The organism is Pseudomonas sp. Pse79, from assembly GCF_024519615.1.
In the GTDB taxonomy this organism is placed as follows: Bacteria; Pseudomonadota; Gammaproteobacteria; order Pseudomonadales; family Pseudomonadaceae; genus Aquipseudomonas; species Aquipseudomonas veronii.
The window spans coordinates 219,430-235,075 of the sequence record NZ_JALJRR010000008.1; the positions used below are offsets into that span (position 1 = coordinate 219,430).

Consider the following 15,646-nt stretch of genomic DNA (forward strand, 5'->3'; position numbering starts at 1 on the left):
CAGCGCGAGGCTGGCTTATGGTTGTATTTCAAACGAGTTGGACAATCAGTCGGCTTGTGCTGCTTCCGCCGGCTTGACTGCTTCTTCGTAAGAGACCGCTTTATCGGTCACCTTAGCCTTCTGCAGAACAGTATCCACAACTTGTTCTTCCAGCACAACCGAACGTACTTCGTTCAGCTGCTGGTCGTTCTTGTAGTACCAAGCCACAACCTGCTCAGGCTCCTGGTAGGCCGAAGCCATTTCCTGGATCATTTCACGAACGCGGTCTTCGTCAGGCTTGAGGTCGAACTGCTTGACCACTTCAGCCACGATCAGGCCCAGCACGACGCGGCGCTTGGCTTGCTCTTCGAACAGCTCGGCCGGCAGTTGGTCAGGTTTGATGTTGCCACCAAACTGCTGAACGGCTTGTACGCGCAGGCGATCCACTTCGTTGGACAGCAAAGCCTTAGGCACTTCGATCGGGTTGGCGGTCAGCAGACCGTCCATGACCTGGTTCTTGACCTTGGACTTGATGGCCTGACGCAGCTCGCGCTGCATATTCTTGCGAACTTCGGTGCGGAAGCCGTCGATGCCGGTTTCCTTGATGCCGAATTGAGCGAAGAACTCTTCGTTCAGCTCTGGCAGCTTAGGCTCGGACACGCTGTTGACCGTCACGGTGAACTCGGCGGCTTTGCCGGCCAGGTCCAGGTTCTGGTAGTCAGCCGGGAAAGTCAGGTTCAGAACGCGCTCTTCGCCGGCTTTTGCGCCAACCAGGCCGTCTTCGAAACCCGGGATCATGCGGTTGGAACCCAGCACCAGCTGAGTACCCTTGGCGGAGCCGCCAGCGAATGCTTCGCCGTCAACCTTGCCCACGAAATCGATGTTCAGCTGGTCTTCGTTCTGGGCAGCACGTTCGGCCACTTCGAAACGGGTGTTCTGCTTGCGCAGGATTTCCAGCATGTTGTCCAGGTCGGCATCAGCCACTTCGGCGCTCAGGCGCTCGATCGTGATACCGTCGAAGCCGGCAACTTCGAACTCTGGGAACACTTCGAATACAGCAACGTATTCCAGGTCCTTGCCCGCTTCCAGGGACTTAGGCTCGATCGAAGGCGAACCAGCCGGGTTCAGCTTTTGCTCGACAACCGCTTCGTAGAACGACGCCTGGATCACGTCGCCTACCGCTTCCTGACGCGCATCAGCACCAAAACGGCGCTTGATTTCGCTCATTGGCACTTTGCCTGGACGGAAGCCAGCGATCTTGGCCTTTTGGGCAGTCTGCTGCAGACGCTTGTTGACCGCAGTCTCGATGCGCTCTGCCGGCACGGTGATGCTCAGGCGGCGCTCGAGAGCAGTAGTATTTTCAACAGAAACTTGCATGGATATTCCTCGTTGCACAGACGTTAGCCGGCCGTTTCCGACCCCAGAATCAAGGGCATGCATTCTAGTGGGTCAAACTCAAGAAGTCACCCTACTGGAAACGGGTAAAAAAACAGCAGGCAATTTATCGGTACGAAGACACTGTTGCGCCTCGCCCCGGTGACAAATACAGCCAATCGTGCCAGGGCTCTGCGCCGACCCTTCTATATATAGAAGAAGTCGCCAATCATCTCCCTGACGGCCGCCCCTGCGAACAGGACCGGCAGGCAGCGCGGCATCATCGAGACACATAAATACGACGAAACGCCCTGCCTTGCGACCCAGAACCTGCAGCCGCGGAATACTCGAACCACTAAAACAAAAAAGGCGCCAGACTGTTAAATCTGGCGCCTTTCGAATATGGGGTGGACGAAGGGGATCGAACCCTCGACAACGGGAGTCACAATCCCGTGCTCTACCAACTGAGCTACGCCCACCATATTGCGTTAACAAAGAAACCAAACCACTTCTTTGTCGAGCCTGACCCCGCCTTCCGGCCGGGCAAAGCTTTAATTGGTGCGGATGAAGAGACTCGAACTCTTACGCCTCGCGGCGCTGGAACCTAAATCCAGTGTGTCTACCAATTCCACCACATCCGCGCTTGAAGCTCTTAAAGCAAAGGCGCCAGATGATTAATCTGGCGCCTTTTCAAAATATGGGGTGGACGAAGGGGATCGAACCCTCGACAACGGGAGTCACAATCCCGTGCTCTACCAACTGAGCTACGCCCACCATCTAACGCTACTTGTGCCAAAGCTGCCTAATGGCGCACCCGGCAGGACTCGAACCTGCGACCATCCGCTTAGAAGGCGGATGCTCTATCCAGCTGAGCTACGGGCGCCTGATTAATCTGTACTCTTGGAGGATTACAAACTAAGTGCTTCCAGCCTTGCAGAACAACAATCCTGCTAGACCTTCTTAACCAGTGCTAGGCTGTGCCCGACAAGTGCGACGAATAGTATAGACGCGCCGGAAAGCCGTCAAATCTTTTTTGAAAAAAATTCATTTTATTTAAGGGGTTAGGCCAATTTGCAGACCAAGCGCCTTTGCCCCCACGTCTTGGCATGCGAGAATGCGCGCACTTTTCTTCCCCCTCTCGATGGTTAATCACGCGTAATGACTGCACAACTTATCGACGGCAAATCAATCGCCGCCAGCCTGCGCCAGCAGATCGCCAAACGCGTCACCGAGCGTAGCCAGCAAGGCTTGCGCACGCCTGGCCTCGCGGTGATCCTGGTCGGCAGCGATCCTGCGTCTCAGGTTTATGTCTCGCACAAGCGTAAAGACTGTGAAGAGGTCGGCTTTATTTCCAAGGCCTACGACCTGCCTTCCGAGACCACCCAGCAGGCCCTTACCGACCTGATCGACGGCCTCAACGATGACCCGAACATCGACGGTATCCTGGTGCAACTGCCATTGCCCGCGCACCTGGACGCCTCCCAGTTGCTCGAACGCATCCGCCCGGACAAAGACGTCGACGGTTTCCACCCGTATAACGTCGGCCGCCTGGCCCAGCGCATCCCGCTGCTGCGCCCATGCACGCCCAAAGGCATCATGACCCTGCTGGAAAGCACCGGCGTCAACCTTTACGGCCTCGACGCCGTGATCGTCGGCGCCTCCAATATCGTCGGGCGCCCGATGGCCATGGAACTGCTGCTCGCCGGCTGCACCGTGACCGTGACCCACCGCTTCACCAAGGACCTCGCCGGTCACGTCGGCCGCGCCGACCTGGTGGTAGTGGCTGCCGGCAAGCCGGGCCTGGTCAAAGGTGAGTGGATCAAGGAAGGCGCGATCGTCATCGACGTCGGCATCAACCGTCAGGCAGACGGCAAGCTGGTCGGCGACGTAGTGTACGAAACCGCCCTGCCCCGTGCCGGCTGGATCACCCCGGTACCGGGTGGCGTTGGCCCGATGACCCGTGCCTGCCTGCTGGAAAACACGCTGTATGCAGCAGAAACCCTGCACGGCTGATCAACTGCCGCGCTGAAAAGAGCCCTGCCTTGTCGCAGGGCTTTTGGTTTCTGATGAACCTCACGCTCTGCTATCGTGCATCCGCGGCTGACATGTTCGGCACCCGCCAGATGCCGCAGGAACCCCAGGAGTGCTTTAGCCATGCGCAACCTACATGCCGCCCCTCTGCTGATCCTCATCGCGGTATTGATTCCCGCTTGCACCACCCAACTGACTGAAGCGGGCAAACAGGTCAACCTCGTCACGGCCTCATCCGCCCACGCTTGCCACGTCGTCAAAGCCTTCACGGTGCAGGGCTCATCCAACGGCGACGCTCTGAACACGGCATTCAATAAAGCCGCCGAGGCTGGCGCTGACAGCCTGAGCATCGTCAATGTGGGGGACGCTGGCAAAATGCAGGTAGCCGCCTTGAACTGCCGACGCTGACGGGCTTGCCCAATAGAACACGCCCCCGAACATCCGACTCGTTCACCCAGGCGCAGCACCCGGTTTCGCGTTTCTTCGACATCCTTTTCACCCGCCATCGACAGGATCGGGCGCAACCTACCTCTACTCCTTTGAAAATCCCCATTAGACCCGCCCTCATAGCGGGCCTTTTTTTGCCCGCGATGGGCTACAAGCCTAACCAATCATCGCCTTACAGCCTTTATTTAAAGGCTCTCTATCGTTTTCTGATCCATACTCCTAAAATGTAACGTCATTTTTCATAAAGCCCGTTGCAGAACGGTATTTCTTACTTTTTTTAGCGAGTTCATCCGCGTGAAAATTCGTCTCTCTCTCGTCAGCCTTTTATTTGCTTTCACCGGCACCTTTGCGCACGCCGCCGAAACCACCCTGGCCCCGCGTGACACCTCAAAACTGCAAATCGCTTCCGGCAGCGCCATGCTGGTCGATCTGCAAACCAACAAAGTCATCTATTCCAGCAACCCGGACGTGGTGGTGCCGATCGCTTCCGTGAGCAAGCTCATGACCGGCCTGATCGTGCTCGAAGCCAAGCAGAACATGGACGAGTACATCGACATCAACATCACCGACACGCCGGAAATGAAAGGCGTGTTCTCCCGGGTGAAAATCGGCAGCCAGATGCCGCGCAAAGAGATGTTGCTGATCGCCCTGATGTCCTCGGAAAACCGCGCCGCCGCGAGCCTGGCTCACCACTACCCGGGCGGCTACGCAGCCTTCATTGCGGCGATGAACGCCAAGGCCAAGGCGCTGGGCATGACCAGCACCCATTACGTCGAACCTACCGGCCTGTCCATCCATAACGTGTCGACCGCCAGGGACCTGAGCAAGCTGCTGGCCTACGCGCGCAAATTCCCGATGCTGAGCCAATTGAGCACCACCAAGGAAAAGACCGTGGCGTTCCGCAAGCCCAACTACACCTTGGGTTTCTCCAACACCGACCACCTGATCAACCGCGCCAACTGGGACATCAAGCTGACCAAGACCGGCTTCACCAACCAGGCCGGCCACTGCCTGGTGCTGGTGACCAGCATGGGTAACCGCCCGGTGTCGCTGGTGATCCTCGACGCCTTCGGCAAGTTCACCCACTTCGCCGACGCCAGCCGTATCCGCAACTGGGTCGAGACCGGCAAGAGCGGTTCGGTGCCGGACGTTGCGTTGCGCTACAAGGCCGACAAGAACCTGAAAAACCGCCCGAACGCGACAGAGGTTCGTCGCTGAACGGCGCCCCCCAAAACGCCCGCCTGACCAATGCCCCGACATGCTCGGGGCATTTTTTTCGGCATAAGCCACGCAAAAACAGGCCGTTGCATCGCTAACCGGAGTTGCGGATCACGCCCACGATCTGCGGCAAAATAGCGCACAGACAGGCTTTTACTTTGCGCCTGAACTGCCGCTAAATGTTCACCCCTTTCAGTCGACTTCGTTCATGGCTCGTCTCAAACGCATCAGTCCCTGGCTAGCCTGCCTGGCCATCGTGCTGAACATGCTGGCCATGCCGCTCAGCCGCGCCATGCAGACGCCGGACATGGGACTGTTGATGTGGGGCGGATTCTGCTCGGGGGGCGCCTCGCAAGCGCTGCCTCCCAACTTGAGCAAGCTGATCGACCCGCTCCAGTCGGCGCCGTCGAAAACCGCCATGAAACACAGCGATTGCTGCTGCGGTCATGCCGGACTGGCGGCGCTGCCGTCCGACTACTACAGACATTTCCTACCGCGATACGCCCCCGACACCACCCTCGACAACCCCGAGTTGCCGACGCTGCACCCCAGAATCCGCTGGCCGAGCCTGAGCCCGCGCGCCTCCCCTACCGTTTGATCGACACCCGCGCCGCCCCATAGGCGGCGCGATCTGCTTGTCAGCCGCCCGCCTGGGCGTCCTCGAAGTGTCTTGATCATCAGGAATGGTGCGTTATGCCTGCTCGAATGACTTTGCCTCGCGCAAAGCGTGTCTCTGTGTCCCGCCCGCTATGGCCCTTGCTGTCCATCGGCCTGTTCGCCCTCAACCCGCTGTCCTCGGCACTGGCCGAAACCGGTAAAACCGAAGACTCCACCCTCACCCTCGGCACCGTCACGGTCCAGGGCGCCAGCGCCAGCAGCGGCCCGCTGAGCACCAGCAGCGTGCTCAGCTCGGTGGACATTCTCGGCGCCGACATCCTCGAAAAAATGCCGGTCAACTACAGCTGGGAACTGTTCAGTCGCGCGCCGGGGGTGATCCTCACCGAGTTCAACCAAGGCACCACCTCCGGCAAGATTTCCTTTCGCGGCTTCAACGGCGAAGGCGAAGTCAACGCAGTGAAGTTGCTGATCGACGGCATCCCGAGCAACAGCAACGACGGCAACATGCCGTTCATGGACATGATTTTCCCCATGGAGCTGGACAGCATCGAAGTGGTGCGCGGCACCAGCGATGCGCGCTACGGCCTGAACAACATCGCCGGCAACGTCAATATGCTGACCCGCACCGGCGGCGACTACACCAAGGCGCGGGTGCGCTATGGCAGTTACAACACCCAGGAAACCCAGCTGGCCAAAGGCATCGAAGGCAGCAACTGGACGCAGAACTACTTCTTCGCCTACCAGAAATCCGACGGTTACCGCGATCACGCCGAGGCGGACAAGTTTTCCATGTCCGGCAAATGGTTCTACACCCCGGACGACAACAGCTACCGCATCGGCCTGATCGCCCGTCACTACGAAACCGAGGCGCAGGAACCCGGCTACTTGAGTGAAGAGGACGCCCACCAGCACCCGACCATGACCAACAGCTACAACGCCACCGACAAAGGCACGCGGCGGATGAACCAGGTCAGCCTGCACTTCGACACCGACCTGGCCGAGACGCTGGCCTGGTCGGCAAAAACCTACGTCAACACCTTCGACGACCGGCGCTGGACGCAATACTGGCGCACCAGCGCCCAGCAGGAGCGCGACGCCTACGAAACCCAGTACGGCGCCCTCACCTCCCTGACCTGGCGCCCGCAAGTCAGCTGGCTGTACGACTTCGCCCTGGAAGGCGGCGCGGACATGCAGCAGCAGCAGAACAAGAGCGAGCGCTACCGCACCAAGGACCGCCTGCGCCTGGCCCAAACCCGCGACCAGCGATTCGACTTCGACACCTACGGCGCCTATGTCCAGGCCGAGATCAAGCCGTTCGAGTCGCTGAAAATCGTCCCGGCGTATCGCGTCGATAAGATCCAGGGCGACTTCACCAACGAAATGACCGGCATGGACTACGACATCAACGACTATGGGCTGATCAAACAACCCAAGCTCAGCGTGGTGTATTCACCGTGGGACGTGGCCAGCGTCTATGCCAACTGGGGGCGGACCTTCCAGGTCGGCACCGGCGCGGCGGCCTATAAGATTCCACCGCGGGATACCAACCTGGCGCCGTCGATCAACGACGGCTGGGAAACCGGGATCAAGTTCACCCCGGCGGACTGGATCGACGGCCGCATCGCCTATTGGCAGCAAGAAGCCAGCGGTGAAGTCAGTCGCCGCCTCAACGACCCGAGCGGCGAGTCGGACAACGTCGGCGAAACCCGGCGCTGGGGTTACGACGCGCAAGTCAATCTGCACCCGGACGAACGCACCGAAATCTGGATGGCCTACTCCTGGCAGTACTCGAAAATCCTCCAGCCCAGCGCGACCTTGCCCAACAGCAAAGGCCAGGAAATCGACCACATCCCGCATCACCTGTACAACGCCGGCGTCAGCTACAAGGCCACGCGGGCCCTGCAGTTGACGGCGTGGATGAACGGCCAGACGAATTACTACCTGGAACGTGAGAACACCAAGGGCACTTACGGCGGCTACGTCTTGATGAACCTCGGCGCGACTTACCAGGTGACCGAATCGGTCAGTGTCGACCTGCAGTTGAAAAACCTCACCAACCGCTACTACGAATACGTCTGGTATGACCCGGACGGCGCCCAGGCCTCGCTGCACTCACCCGGCGACGGGCGCGCGCTGTACACAGGCGTCACCGTCGACTTCTGATCGGCAGCGCCGCCGGGGCGCGATGAACGTTCAGGCCGGCAAGCGCAAAAACTGAACGTTCACTTCAAACCCGTCGTCCCGGCCTGTGGCCGGCGACGCCAGGGTCATGTGCGCCTTGACCCCATGGACGATGGTCTTGGCAATCGCCAGGCCCAATCCGCTGCCGCTGGCTTCGCTGCTGCCGCGCACGAAGCGTTCGGTCAGGCGCTGCAACACCGGCGCCGGCACGGCCGGTCCGCCGTTGACCACCCGCAGCAACGCATCGTCCGTGAGGCTGACGTCGACCGGTTGATCCGCCGCGCCGTACTTCAACGCATTCTCGATCAAGTTGCGCAGCAGGATGCCGAACGCGTCCGGGTCGATCGCGCAATACACGCTGCCCTCGCTCGGCAGTTGCAAGCGGATGCGCTGCCCGCTGCTGCGGTTCCACTCATCGACCCCATGGGCCAGTAAGGGAATCAGGTCCTGGGGCGCCTCGGACAACAACCCGCCGCCCTCGGCCTTGGCCAACTGCATGAGTTTTTCCGAAAGCCGCGCCAGTTCGCGCAAGGCGTGTTCGATCTTCGCCGCACGCACGCGCAACGGGCCTTCCGGCGCTTCCTGGCGCAAACGCTGGATCTGCGCCAGCGTCGCCGCCAATGGCGTGCGCAACTCGTGGGCGCTGTTGGCGGTGAAGCTGCGCTCGGCCTCCAAGGCCTTGCGCAAGCGCTCCAGCAGGTGGTTGACCGCGTCGGCCAACGGGTCGATTTCAGCCGGCAGCCGCGCCACGCTGATCGGCGACAAATCCCCCACACCACGCGCTTCCACGGCACGGCGATAAGCCAATACGCTGCGCAGGCTGAAGCGCACAAACAACCATGTGCCCAACAGGCTGATGGGGATCAGCGCCAATAACGGCATCAACAGGGCCAACAAGGCTTCCCGCGCCGCCTCACGGCGATGCCCCAGCGGCTCGGCGATCTCAATGAACAGCGTATCGCGCAGCGCACTCGCGCCGTACAGCCGGTATTTTCGGGTGGTGGAAAACCCTTCGCTCGGGTGTTCGTTGAAGATCTTCGGGTTGGCGTCATGGGACTGCATCAGAATCTGGCCCTGGGCATCGCGCACCAGGTACGTCAGGTATTCCTTGTGCATCTTCAGGGTGGCGACGTGCTGGGCAGTGCGCGGCTCTTCGCGGTTGCTGATTTCCAGCACGGCCAGGGGCAGGATGCGTTGCGCGGTCTCTTCCAGGGCGCTGTCGAACGCCTCGTTCAATTCGTGTTGCACCACCAGCCAGGCGCCGACGGTCGCCCCCAGCCAGAGCAAGGTCATGCCCAGGGTCAACCCGAGGCCGAGGCGTTTTTGCAGGCTGATCGGCGACTTCATCCGGCCATCAACCGATAACCCATGCCACGCACGGTTTCCAGCAGGTCGCGCCCGAGTTTTTTGCGCAGGCGGCTGATATAGACCTCGATGGTGTTGCTCTCGATTTCCGCACCGAAGGCGTACAGGCGCTCTTCGAGCTGCGACTTCGACAACAACGCCGTGGGGCGCTGCACGAACGCCTCGAACAGCGCCCATTCGCGCGCCGTCAGGTCGACGGTGATGCCGGCACGCTGCACGGTGCGCGCGTTCATATCGATCTGCAACTCGCCGAGTTTGATCTGCGGGTTGGGGTTGCCGCTGTAACGGCGGGCCACGGCGGCTACCCGGGCCGACAGCTCGAACAGGTCGAACGGTTTGACCAGGTAATCGTCGGCCCCGGCGTTGAGGCCGGCGATACGATCGGATATCTGGTCCTGGGCGGTGAGGATGATCACCGGGGTCACATTGCCGGCCGAACGCTGCTGGCGCAGAAAGTCCAGCCCGCGACCGTCGGGTAGCATCAGGTCCAGCAGGATCAGATCATACGGCGTGCTGCGCACGCTGTTGTTCGCATGCTCCAGGCGCTGCACCCAATCGACCGCATGGCCGTCGTCGGCAATCTGTTCGCGCACCGCCTCGCCCAGCCCGGGTGCATCCTCGACCAATAAAACCCGCATCTGGCACCTCCTGTGGTGGTTGTCGTGCCGCACCTTACCGAGCTTACCTGACGTGAATCTGAAGATTCAGCTGGTTGTCAGGAATGCCCTTTAGGGTAAGCCGCAAATGCCAATCCGGCCGGAGACAGATCATGAAATCAGCTTTTATTGTCAGCACCGCACTGCTGGGCGTCCTGCTCGGCGCAAACGCCTTGGCCGACGACGACTGCAGCGAGCCGGTCAGCGACTGGCAACCACGCGAAACCCTGCGCCAGCAAGTGGAACAGCAATACGGCTGGAGCGTGCAACGCATCAAGGTCGACGACGGCTGCTATGAACTCAGGGGCATCGACCGCAAGGGCAATGCGATCGAAGCCAGCTACGCACCCGCCTCGCTTCGTCTGCGCAAACTGGAAATCCATTTTGGCGCCAACGGCGACGCCCGGGATTACCTCAACCGCCCTGGATCGGAATGATCAGCGGTTTTTCCACGGCTTTCAGGTTGCTGTCAGCCAGCAGGTCCAGGCTCTCGCCATAACGTTCAACCAGGACATCATCATGAAAAAGATCATTGCTGCAACCTGCCTCGCCGGCGCCATTGCCCTGCCAGGTCTGGCCCAGGCCCGCGAAGTGACCCTGACCACCCAACTCAAGGACTACAGCGGCAACGGCGCGTACCTGGCGATCTATGTCACCGACGCCAACGGCCAGTACCAGAAAACCCTCTGGGTCGCCGGCAAAAAGGCCAAGTACTACCGGCACCTGAGCGACTGGGCGCGTGGCAGCGCCATGAAGCCGAGCGAGTTTGACGGCCTCAGCGGCGCCAGTGTCGGCAGCGGCCGCAGCCTCACCGTCAGCGTGGAACTGGCTGACACCTTGATCGACGCCGGGTATCAGATCCGTATCGACAGCGCCGTGGAAGACAAGCGCGACAGCCGCGCCGACGTCAGTGTCCCGCTGACATCGGCCGGGTCGGGCAAGCCGGTCAGCGGCAGCACTTATGTCGAGTCCTTTACCTACGACCTGTAACACCTGCGACTTCTGGAGGCTGAACATGCTTCGCCAGTTCCATTCACTGCCCGGTCTGATCGCCGCCCTGTTGGTCATTATATTGGCCATCAGCGGCGCAGTGCTGTCCGTCAATCCGGCTTTGGAACGCCTGCACGGCACGTCAACCGCGGCCGGGCAGCTCAATGTCGGCCAGTTGGCGGGACGCATCGCCAACCACTTTCCGGGGGTGGAGCAGATCCAGCGCAGCGCCTCCGGAACGGTGATCATCTACTACAACCAGGACGGCCAGGCGGGTGCGCAAACCGTCGATCCACTGACCGGCCAGGGCCTCGGGCCCTATGAGCCATCCGCCGTTTCGCGCTGGGTAAAAGACCTGCACCGCTCGCTGTTCATGGGTACCACCGGGCATGGGATCGCAGGCGTCGGCGCACTTTTCATGTTGATGCTTTGCGTGTCCGGCGCGCTGTTGCTGGCGCGCCGCCTGGGTGGCCTGCGCAACCTGTTGCGGCCGCTGCGCGGCTCGTTCAGCCAGCGCTGGCACGCCGAAGTCGGGCGCCTGGCCGTGCTCGGGCTGCTGCTGTCGGCCTTGACTGGGCTGTACATGTGCGCCACGACCTTCGGTTTGATCGCCGACGGCAGTCAGGCTGAGCCGGCCTTCCCCGCGCATATCAGCGTCGGCGCGGCGCAGCCGGTGGCCAACCTGCAAGCCTTGCAGGCCATCGATCTGAACGACCTGCGCGAACTGGTTTACCCGAGCCCCGGTAACCCCGAGGACGTGTTTTCCCTGCGCACCGCCCAGGGTGACGGCTACGTGGACCCGGTCAGCGGCACGCTGTTGTCGTATCAGACCCACGATTCAATGCACAACCTGTATCAACTGATCTATCAATTGCACACCGGCGAAGGCCTCTGGTGGCTGGGCTTGATCCTCGGGGTTAGCGCCCTCAGCGTGCCGTTGATGAGCGTGACCGGCATCCTGCTGTGGTGGCGCCGCCGCAAAGCCGCGCCGAAGATTCGCCATAACAGCCCGGCCCACGCCGCCGACAGCGTGATTCTGGTAGGCAGTGAAACCAACAGCACCTGGGGTTTTGCCAATACCTTGCACGCGGCGTTGCACCGGGCCGGGCACCAGGTTCACAGCGCCGCGATGAACGATTGGAAGGGCGAGTACCGCGCTGCCCAGCGCCTGTTCATCCTCACCGCCACCCACGGCGACGGCGATGCACCGGCGTCGGCCGCGCAGTTCCTGGCACGGCTGCAGCAAGTGGGCCTCAAACCCGGCCTGCCCTTTGCGGTACTCGGGTTTGGCGACCGGCAGTTTCCGCGATTCTGTCAGTACGCCCATCAGGTGCAGGACGCGATGGTACAAGCCGGCGGCACGCCATTGCTGGAGCTGGAAACCGTGAACCGTCAATCCTCGCAGGAATTTGCGCGCTGGGGCGATGCGTTGGCGGCGCCACTGGGCCACGACCTGCCGCTGATCCACACGGCGCAGCGCCCGCGCACCCGTCATCTGGAATTGACCGAGCGCATCGTCTATGGCGAAGCCGTGAACGCACCGACCCACGTCCTGCGTTTCAAGGCCGCGGGCGCGCTACCGAGCTTCCAGGCCGGCGATCTGGTCGGCATTTTGCCGCCGGACAACCCGGTGCCGCGCTTTTACTCGCTGGCCAGTTCCTCTGAAGACGGCACGCTGGAAATCTGCGTGCGCAAACACGAAGGTGGCCTATGCTCGGGGTTCCTGCATGAGCTGAAGATCGGCGGGTCGGTCGAAGCGTTCATCCAGCCCAATCCGCAATTTCGTCCGGCGTCGGGCGCGCACCCGGTGATTCTGATCGGTGCCGGCACCGGTATCGGGCCCCTGGCCGGTTTTATTCGTCATAACACCGCCAAACACCCGATGCACCTGTATTGGGGCGGACGCAACCCGGCTTCGGATTTTCTCTATGAACCGGAGCTCAAGCGTTACCTGGCCGACCGCCGCCTGACCGCATTGCGCGCGGCGTTCTCCCAGGTTCAGGAGCGCAGCTATGTGCAAGACCGGTTGCTCGGCGATGCCCTGGCGTTGCGCGCCCTGATCGAAAACGGCGCCCAAGTGCTGGTGTGCGGCAGCCGCGAAATGGCCAAAGGCGTGATGCAAGCGCTGGATAACGTGTTAGCCCCGCTCCACCTGAGTGTGCTGGCCCTGAAAGCACAAGGACGCTACCGTGAAGATGTCTACTGAGCCCCAACGCTACAGCCTGAACGGCGAGACCATGGGCACGCGCTATACCGCCGTGTTCTATGCCGAGGCCGGCGTCGACACCGACGCGATCAACCGCGGCCTGGCCCAGGCCGTGGGCCGGGTGGACCAGCAGATGTCCACCTGGAAGGCCGATTCCGCCCTCAACCGCCTCAACGCCGGCCCCGAGCAAACATGGTTGCCGGTGCCCCAGGAACTGGCCACGGTGTTGGCCGCCGCGTTGCGGGTCAGCCAGCAATCCGGCGGGGCTTTCGACATCGCCGTCGGTGATCTGGTGGACGCCTGGGGCTTCGGTCCCGGCGCACCCTCGGTCACCGAACAGACCATCGACGCCCTGCCGTCACGCAGCGGTCTGTCGGCCACTGCGGCGTTGACGGTGGACACGCAACGTCACCAAGTGCGCAAACGCGCGCCGCTGCACCTCAACCTCAACGGGATCGCCAAAGGCTTTGGCGTCGACGAACTGGCGCGCTGCCTGGACGGCTTCGGGCTGACCCGCTACCTGGTCGGCATCGATGGCGAAATGCGTGCCCGCGGCGTCAAGCCGGATGCTCAACCGTGGGTCGTGGCCATTGAAAAACCAAGCCGTGGCCAGCGTGAAGTGATGGGGGTCATGGAACTCAGCGACGCCGCCATCGCCACCTCCGGCGACTACCGACACTGGATTGACGTGAAAGACCGACACTATGCTCACACCATGAACCCGGCCACCGGCGCCCCGCTGTGCAATACCGTCGCCGCCGTCACGGTGGTGGCCGCCTCGTGCATGCTCGCCGATGCCTGGGCCACGGCGTTGATGGTGCTGGGCGAAATCGAAGGCCCACGCCTGGCGCAGGCTCGCGGGATGGACGCGTTGTTCGTGCTGCGCGAGGGTGAACAACTCAAAGAAATATCGATTGTCGGCGGTATTCTGCAGGCGCAGATTGAAAGCCGTCCGCCCCAACCCCGTCCACGAACGTGAGTCCCGCACACCGATGAAATTCATGCACCGGCACACCGAATCCCACCGCAGTGACCGTATCGGCTGGCTGCGCGCCGCGGTCCTGGGCGCCAATGACGGCATCGTCTCCACCGCTAGCCTGTTGATCGGTGTCGCCGCCGCCAACGCCAGCCACGCCTCGCTGATCGTCACCGGCATGGCCGGGCTGGTGGCGGGGGCGATGTCGATGGCGGCCGGCGAATACGTTTCGGTGCATTCCCAGGCCGATACCGAGCACGCCGACCTGGCACGGGAACGCGCGGAACTGGCGAGTAACCCGAAAGCCGAACACCGCGAACTTGCCAACATCTACATGCAGCGTGGTGTATCACCCGAATTGGCTCATCAGGTCGCCGACCAATTGATGGCGCACGACGCCTTGGGGGCTCACGCCCGGGACGAGCTGGGCATCAGCGAAGCCCTCACCGCCAAACCGCTGCAAGCGGCGCTGGCCTCGGCGGCGAGTTTCGTGGTCGGTGCCGCGTTGCCGCTGGCGGTGACGCTCATCGCGCCAGAGCACAGCGTGGTGCCGTGGATCTGCGGCATGTCCCTGCTGTTTCTTGCCAGCCTTGGCGCCGTGGCGGCCAGGGCCGGCGGGGCGAAAGTCTTCGTCGGCGCCTGGCGCGTAACCCTGTGGGGCGTGCTGGCCATGGGCATTACGGCCAGCGTCGGGGCATTGTTCGGCGCTGTGGTGTAGCGCGAAAACACACCGCGCCCCAACGTGGCGGGCGCGGTGTGTCTTACTTTCTTTCGGCCAATACCTTGAGTGCCTGCGCCGCAGCCTGCTCTTGCCCGGCCTGCGCGGTGGTATTGGCCGCTTCGCGCCAGCGCTGCGTATCCACATTGGCCGGCAACTGGCTCGGGCGCTGGGTGAGGATTGCCCAGTGACCGGCGCTGCTCCACTTCGACTCAAAGTCACTGAAGCTCATCAACAACCGCCGATCCATGCCTGAGCGCAGCAGCACCGTGCTTTTCTGCTGGTTGAAACCCACCACGACCACGTAGTGCGTGCTGGACAACAGGCCGCCGCCGATCCGCGCCATCACCGGGTAACCCGCGCTCACCTGCGCCAGCACCGAGGTGAGCTTGGCGTCGAGCGGATACACCATCAACCCGTATTCACGGGCCAGCACCTGCATGTTGCGCTCCAGGTTCGCTTCGCCGCCCGGCAAGTGCAGCGGCTTATCCAGCAAGCCCGGTGTCATGACAATGCCTTGTTGCGACAGCATGCTGGCTAACGCCGTGGGACCGCTTTGATAAGCGTCGCTGCGAAACGTCGGCACGCCATTGAGCTCGACACGCTCCGGCAGGCCCGGCAGTTTCGACGGCTGCCCGGAACAGGCCGCGAGCCCCAGGGTGCAGGCCAGCAGCAAGGACGTTGTAACGTTGGACCGTAACCGCAATTTTCTACCCTCTTGATCAACTGCCGGTAAGGGCCCTGATCATAGGACGCTCTTCCGCTCGGGTATAGCCTTGAACCGCAGTAAAACGCCCGGGATAGAGCAAAGAAGTTGGATCGACACGACCATTGGTCAATAGCAGGCAACCGTCGTCTGACTAGACTGTCCATTGAGAAGACTGTGT

General features: G+C 61.8%; 14 protein-coding genes and 4 tRNA genes. 10 read left to right on the forward strand and 8 right to left on the reverse strand.

All coding sequences use genetic code 11. From position 1 onward, the window contains the following. Positions 1 to 45: 45 nt before the first annotated feature. The 5 genes from tig to NR164_RS13145 all read right to left on the reverse strand — a co-directional run bounded on the left by tig (position 46) and on the right by NR164_RS13145 (position 2,236). On the reverse strand, positions 46 to 1,356 hold the full coding sequence (tig, locus tag NR164_RS13125; RefSeq protein ID WP_256822836.1) for a trigger factor: 1,311 nt from the start codon (positions 1,354 to 1,356) through the stop codon (positions 46 to 48). Between the two features lie 400 nt (positions 1,357 to 1,756). Then, a tRNA-His gene (locus NR164_RS13130) sits at positions 1,757 to 1,832 on the reverse strand. 77 nt (positions 1,833 to 1,909) lie between these two features. Then, positions 1,910 to 1,994, reverse strand: a tRNA-Leu gene (locus NR164_RS13135). 57 nt (positions 1,995 to 2,051) lie between these two features. After that, a tRNA-His gene (locus tag NR164_RS13140) sits at positions 2,052 to 2,127 on the reverse strand. 32 nt (positions 2,128 to 2,159) lie between these two features. Beyond that, positions 2,160 to 2,236 (reverse strand) — tRNA-Arg (locus NR164_RS13145). Between the two features lie 275 nt (positions 2,237 to 2,511). Here NR164_RS13145 and folD point away from each other — a divergent pair. The 5 genes from folD (at position 2,512) to NR164_RS13170 (ending at position 7,830) form a co-directional block, all read left to right on the forward strand. Beyond that, positions 2,512 to 3,366, forward strand: a complete 855-nt coding sequence (folD, locus tag NR164_RS13150) for a bifunctional methylenetetrahydrofolate dehydrogenase/methenyltetrahydrofolate cyclohydrolase FolD (protein WP_017848149.1) — start codon at positions 2,512 to 2,514, stop codon at positions 3,364 to 3,366. A 141-nt stretch (positions 3,367 to 3,507) separates the two neighbouring features. After that, entirely contained in the window at positions 3,508 to 3,792 is a 285-nt protein-coding gene (locus NR164_RS13155) for a hypothetical protein (protein ID WP_046382845.1), read from the forward strand. Positions 3,793 to 4,125: 333 nt separating this feature from the next. After that, positions 4,126 to 5,049 carry a D-alanyl-D-alanine endopeptidase gene (gene pbpG / locus NR164_RS13160; protein ID WP_017848215.1) on the forward strand — a complete coding sequence of 308 codons (924 nt, stop codon included), beginning with the start codon at positions 4,126 to 4,128 and terminating at the stop codon, positions 5,047 to 5,049. Between the two features lie 208 nt (positions 5,050 to 5,257). Continuing rightward, positions 5,258 to 5,647: a DUF2946 domain-containing protein gene (locus tag NR164_RS13165; protein ID WP_126585755.1), complete on the forward strand. Its 390-nt coding sequence runs from the start codon at positions 5,258 to 5,260 to the stop codon at positions 5,645 to 5,647. Between the two features lie 95 nt (positions 5,648 to 5,742). Further along, positions 5,743 to 7,830, forward strand: a complete 2,088-nt coding sequence (locus NR164_RS13170; RefSeq protein WP_086005487.1) for a TonB-dependent receptor — start codon at positions 5,743 to 5,745, stop codon at positions 7,828 to 7,830. Between the two features lie 30 nt (positions 7,831 to 7,860). On the opposite strand, the gene NR164_RS13175 is transcribed toward NR164_RS13170, so the two are convergent. Together NR164_RS13175 and NR164_RS13180 are read right to left on the reverse strand one after the other, a co-directional pair. Further along, positions 7,861 to 9,195: a HAMP domain-containing sensor histidine kinase gene (locus NR164_RS13175; protein WP_201021199.1), complete on the reverse strand. Its 1,335-nt coding sequence runs from the start codon at positions 9,193 to 9,195 to the stop codon at positions 7,861 to 7,863. Next, a complete protein-coding gene (locus NR164_RS13180) occupies positions 9,192 to 9,851 on the reverse strand; it encodes a response regulator transcription factor (protein ID WP_017848219.1) in 660 nt (219 codons plus the stop codon). The genes NR164_RS13175 and NR164_RS13180 overlap by 4 nt, the downstream gene beginning before the upstream one ends. A 131-nt stretch (positions 9,852 to 9,982) precedes the next feature. On the opposite strand from NR164_RS13180, the gene NR164_RS13185 reads away from it, so the two are divergent. The 5 genes from NR164_RS13185 (at position 9,983) to NR164_RS13205 (ending at position 14,759) form a co-directional block, all read left to right on the forward strand. Beyond that, positions 9,983 to 10,306 (forward strand): PepSY domain-containing protein, encoded by a 324-nt coding sequence (locus NR164_RS13185; protein WP_256822837.1) that lies wholly within the window; start codon positions 9,983 to 9,985, stop codon positions 10,304 to 10,306. Between the two features lie 82 nt (positions 10,307 to 10,388). After that, a complete protein-coding gene (locus tag NR164_RS13190) occupies positions 10,389 to 10,859 on the forward strand; it encodes a DUF2271 domain-containing protein (protein WP_017848221.1) in 471 nt (156 codons plus the stop codon). A 25-nt stretch (positions 10,860 to 10,884) separates the two neighbouring features. Further along, positions 10,885 to 13,065, forward strand: a complete 2,181-nt coding sequence (locus NR164_RS13195; RefSeq protein WP_256822838.1) for a PepSY domain-containing protein — start codon at positions 10,885 to 10,887, stop codon at positions 13,063 to 13,065. Next, positions 13,055 to 14,044, forward strand: coding sequence for an FAD:protein FMN transferase (locus tag NR164_RS13200; RefSeq protein ID WP_256822843.1), 990 nt, complete (start codon positions 13,055 to 13,057; stop codon positions 14,042 to 14,044). The genes NR164_RS13195 and NR164_RS13200 overlap by 11 nt, the downstream gene beginning before the upstream one ends. A 13-nt stretch (positions 14,045 to 14,057) precedes the next feature. Further along, on the forward strand, positions 14,058 to 14,759 hold the full coding sequence (locus tag NR164_RS13205) for a VIT family protein (RefSeq protein ID WP_046382838.1): 702 nt from the start codon (positions 14,058 to 14,060) through the stop codon (positions 14,757 to 14,759). Between the two features lie 43 nt (positions 14,760 to 14,802). Here the strand turns inward: NR164_RS13205 and NR164_RS13210 are convergent, their stop codons facing one another. Next, a complete protein-coding gene (locus NR164_RS13210; RefSeq protein WP_256822839.1) occupies positions 14,803 to 15,465 on the reverse strand; it encodes a C39 family peptidase in 663 nt (220 codons plus the stop codon). Between the last annotated feature and the right edge of the window lie 181 nt (positions 15,466 to 15,646).

Coding starts and splice junctions, on each gene's coding strand:
- tig (WP_256822836.1), bottom strand. CDS start 1,356: ATGCAAGTTTCTGTTGAAAATACTACTGCTCTCGAGCGCCGCCTGAGC.
- folD (WP_017848149.1), top strand. CDS start 2,512: ATGACTGCACAACTTATCGACGGCAAATCAATCGCCGCCAGCCTGCGC.
- NR164_RS13155 (WP_046382845.1), top strand. CDS start 3,508: ATGCGCAACCTACATGCCGCCCCTCTGCTGATCCTCATCGCGGTATTG.
- NR164_RS13165 (WP_126585755.1), top strand. CDS start 5,258: ATGGCTCGTCTCAAACGCATCAGTCCCTGGCTAGCCTGCCTGGCCATC.
- NR164_RS13170 (WP_086005487.1), top strand. CDS start 5,743: ATGCCTGCTCGAATGACTTTGCCTCGCGCAAAGCGTGTCTCTGTGTCC.
- NR164_RS13175 (WP_201021199.1), bottom strand. CDS start 9,195: ATGAAGTCGCCGATCAGCCTGCAAAAACGCCTCGGCCTCGGGTTGACC.
- NR164_RS13180 (WP_017848219.1), bottom strand. CDS start 9,851: ATGCGGGTTTTATTGGTCGAGGATGCACCCGGGCTGGGCGAGGCGGTG.
- NR164_RS13185 (WP_256822837.1), top strand. CDS start 9,983: ATGAAATCAGCTTTTATTGTCAGCACCGCACTGCTGGGCGTCCTGCTC.
- NR164_RS13190 (WP_017848221.1), top strand. CDS start 10,389: ATGAAAAAGATCATTGCTGCAACCTGCCTCGCCGGCGCCATTGCCCTG.
- NR164_RS13195 (WP_256822838.1), top strand. CDS start 10,885: ATGCTTCGCCAGTTCCATTCACTGCCCGGTCTGATCGCCGCCCTGTTG.
- NR164_RS13200 (WP_256822843.1), top strand. CDS start 13,055: ATGTCTACTGAGCCCCAACGCTACAGCCTGAACGGCGAGACCATGGGC.
- NR164_RS13205 (WP_046382838.1), top strand. CDS start 14,058: ATGAAATTCATGCACCGGCACACCGAATCCCACCGCAGTGACCGTATC.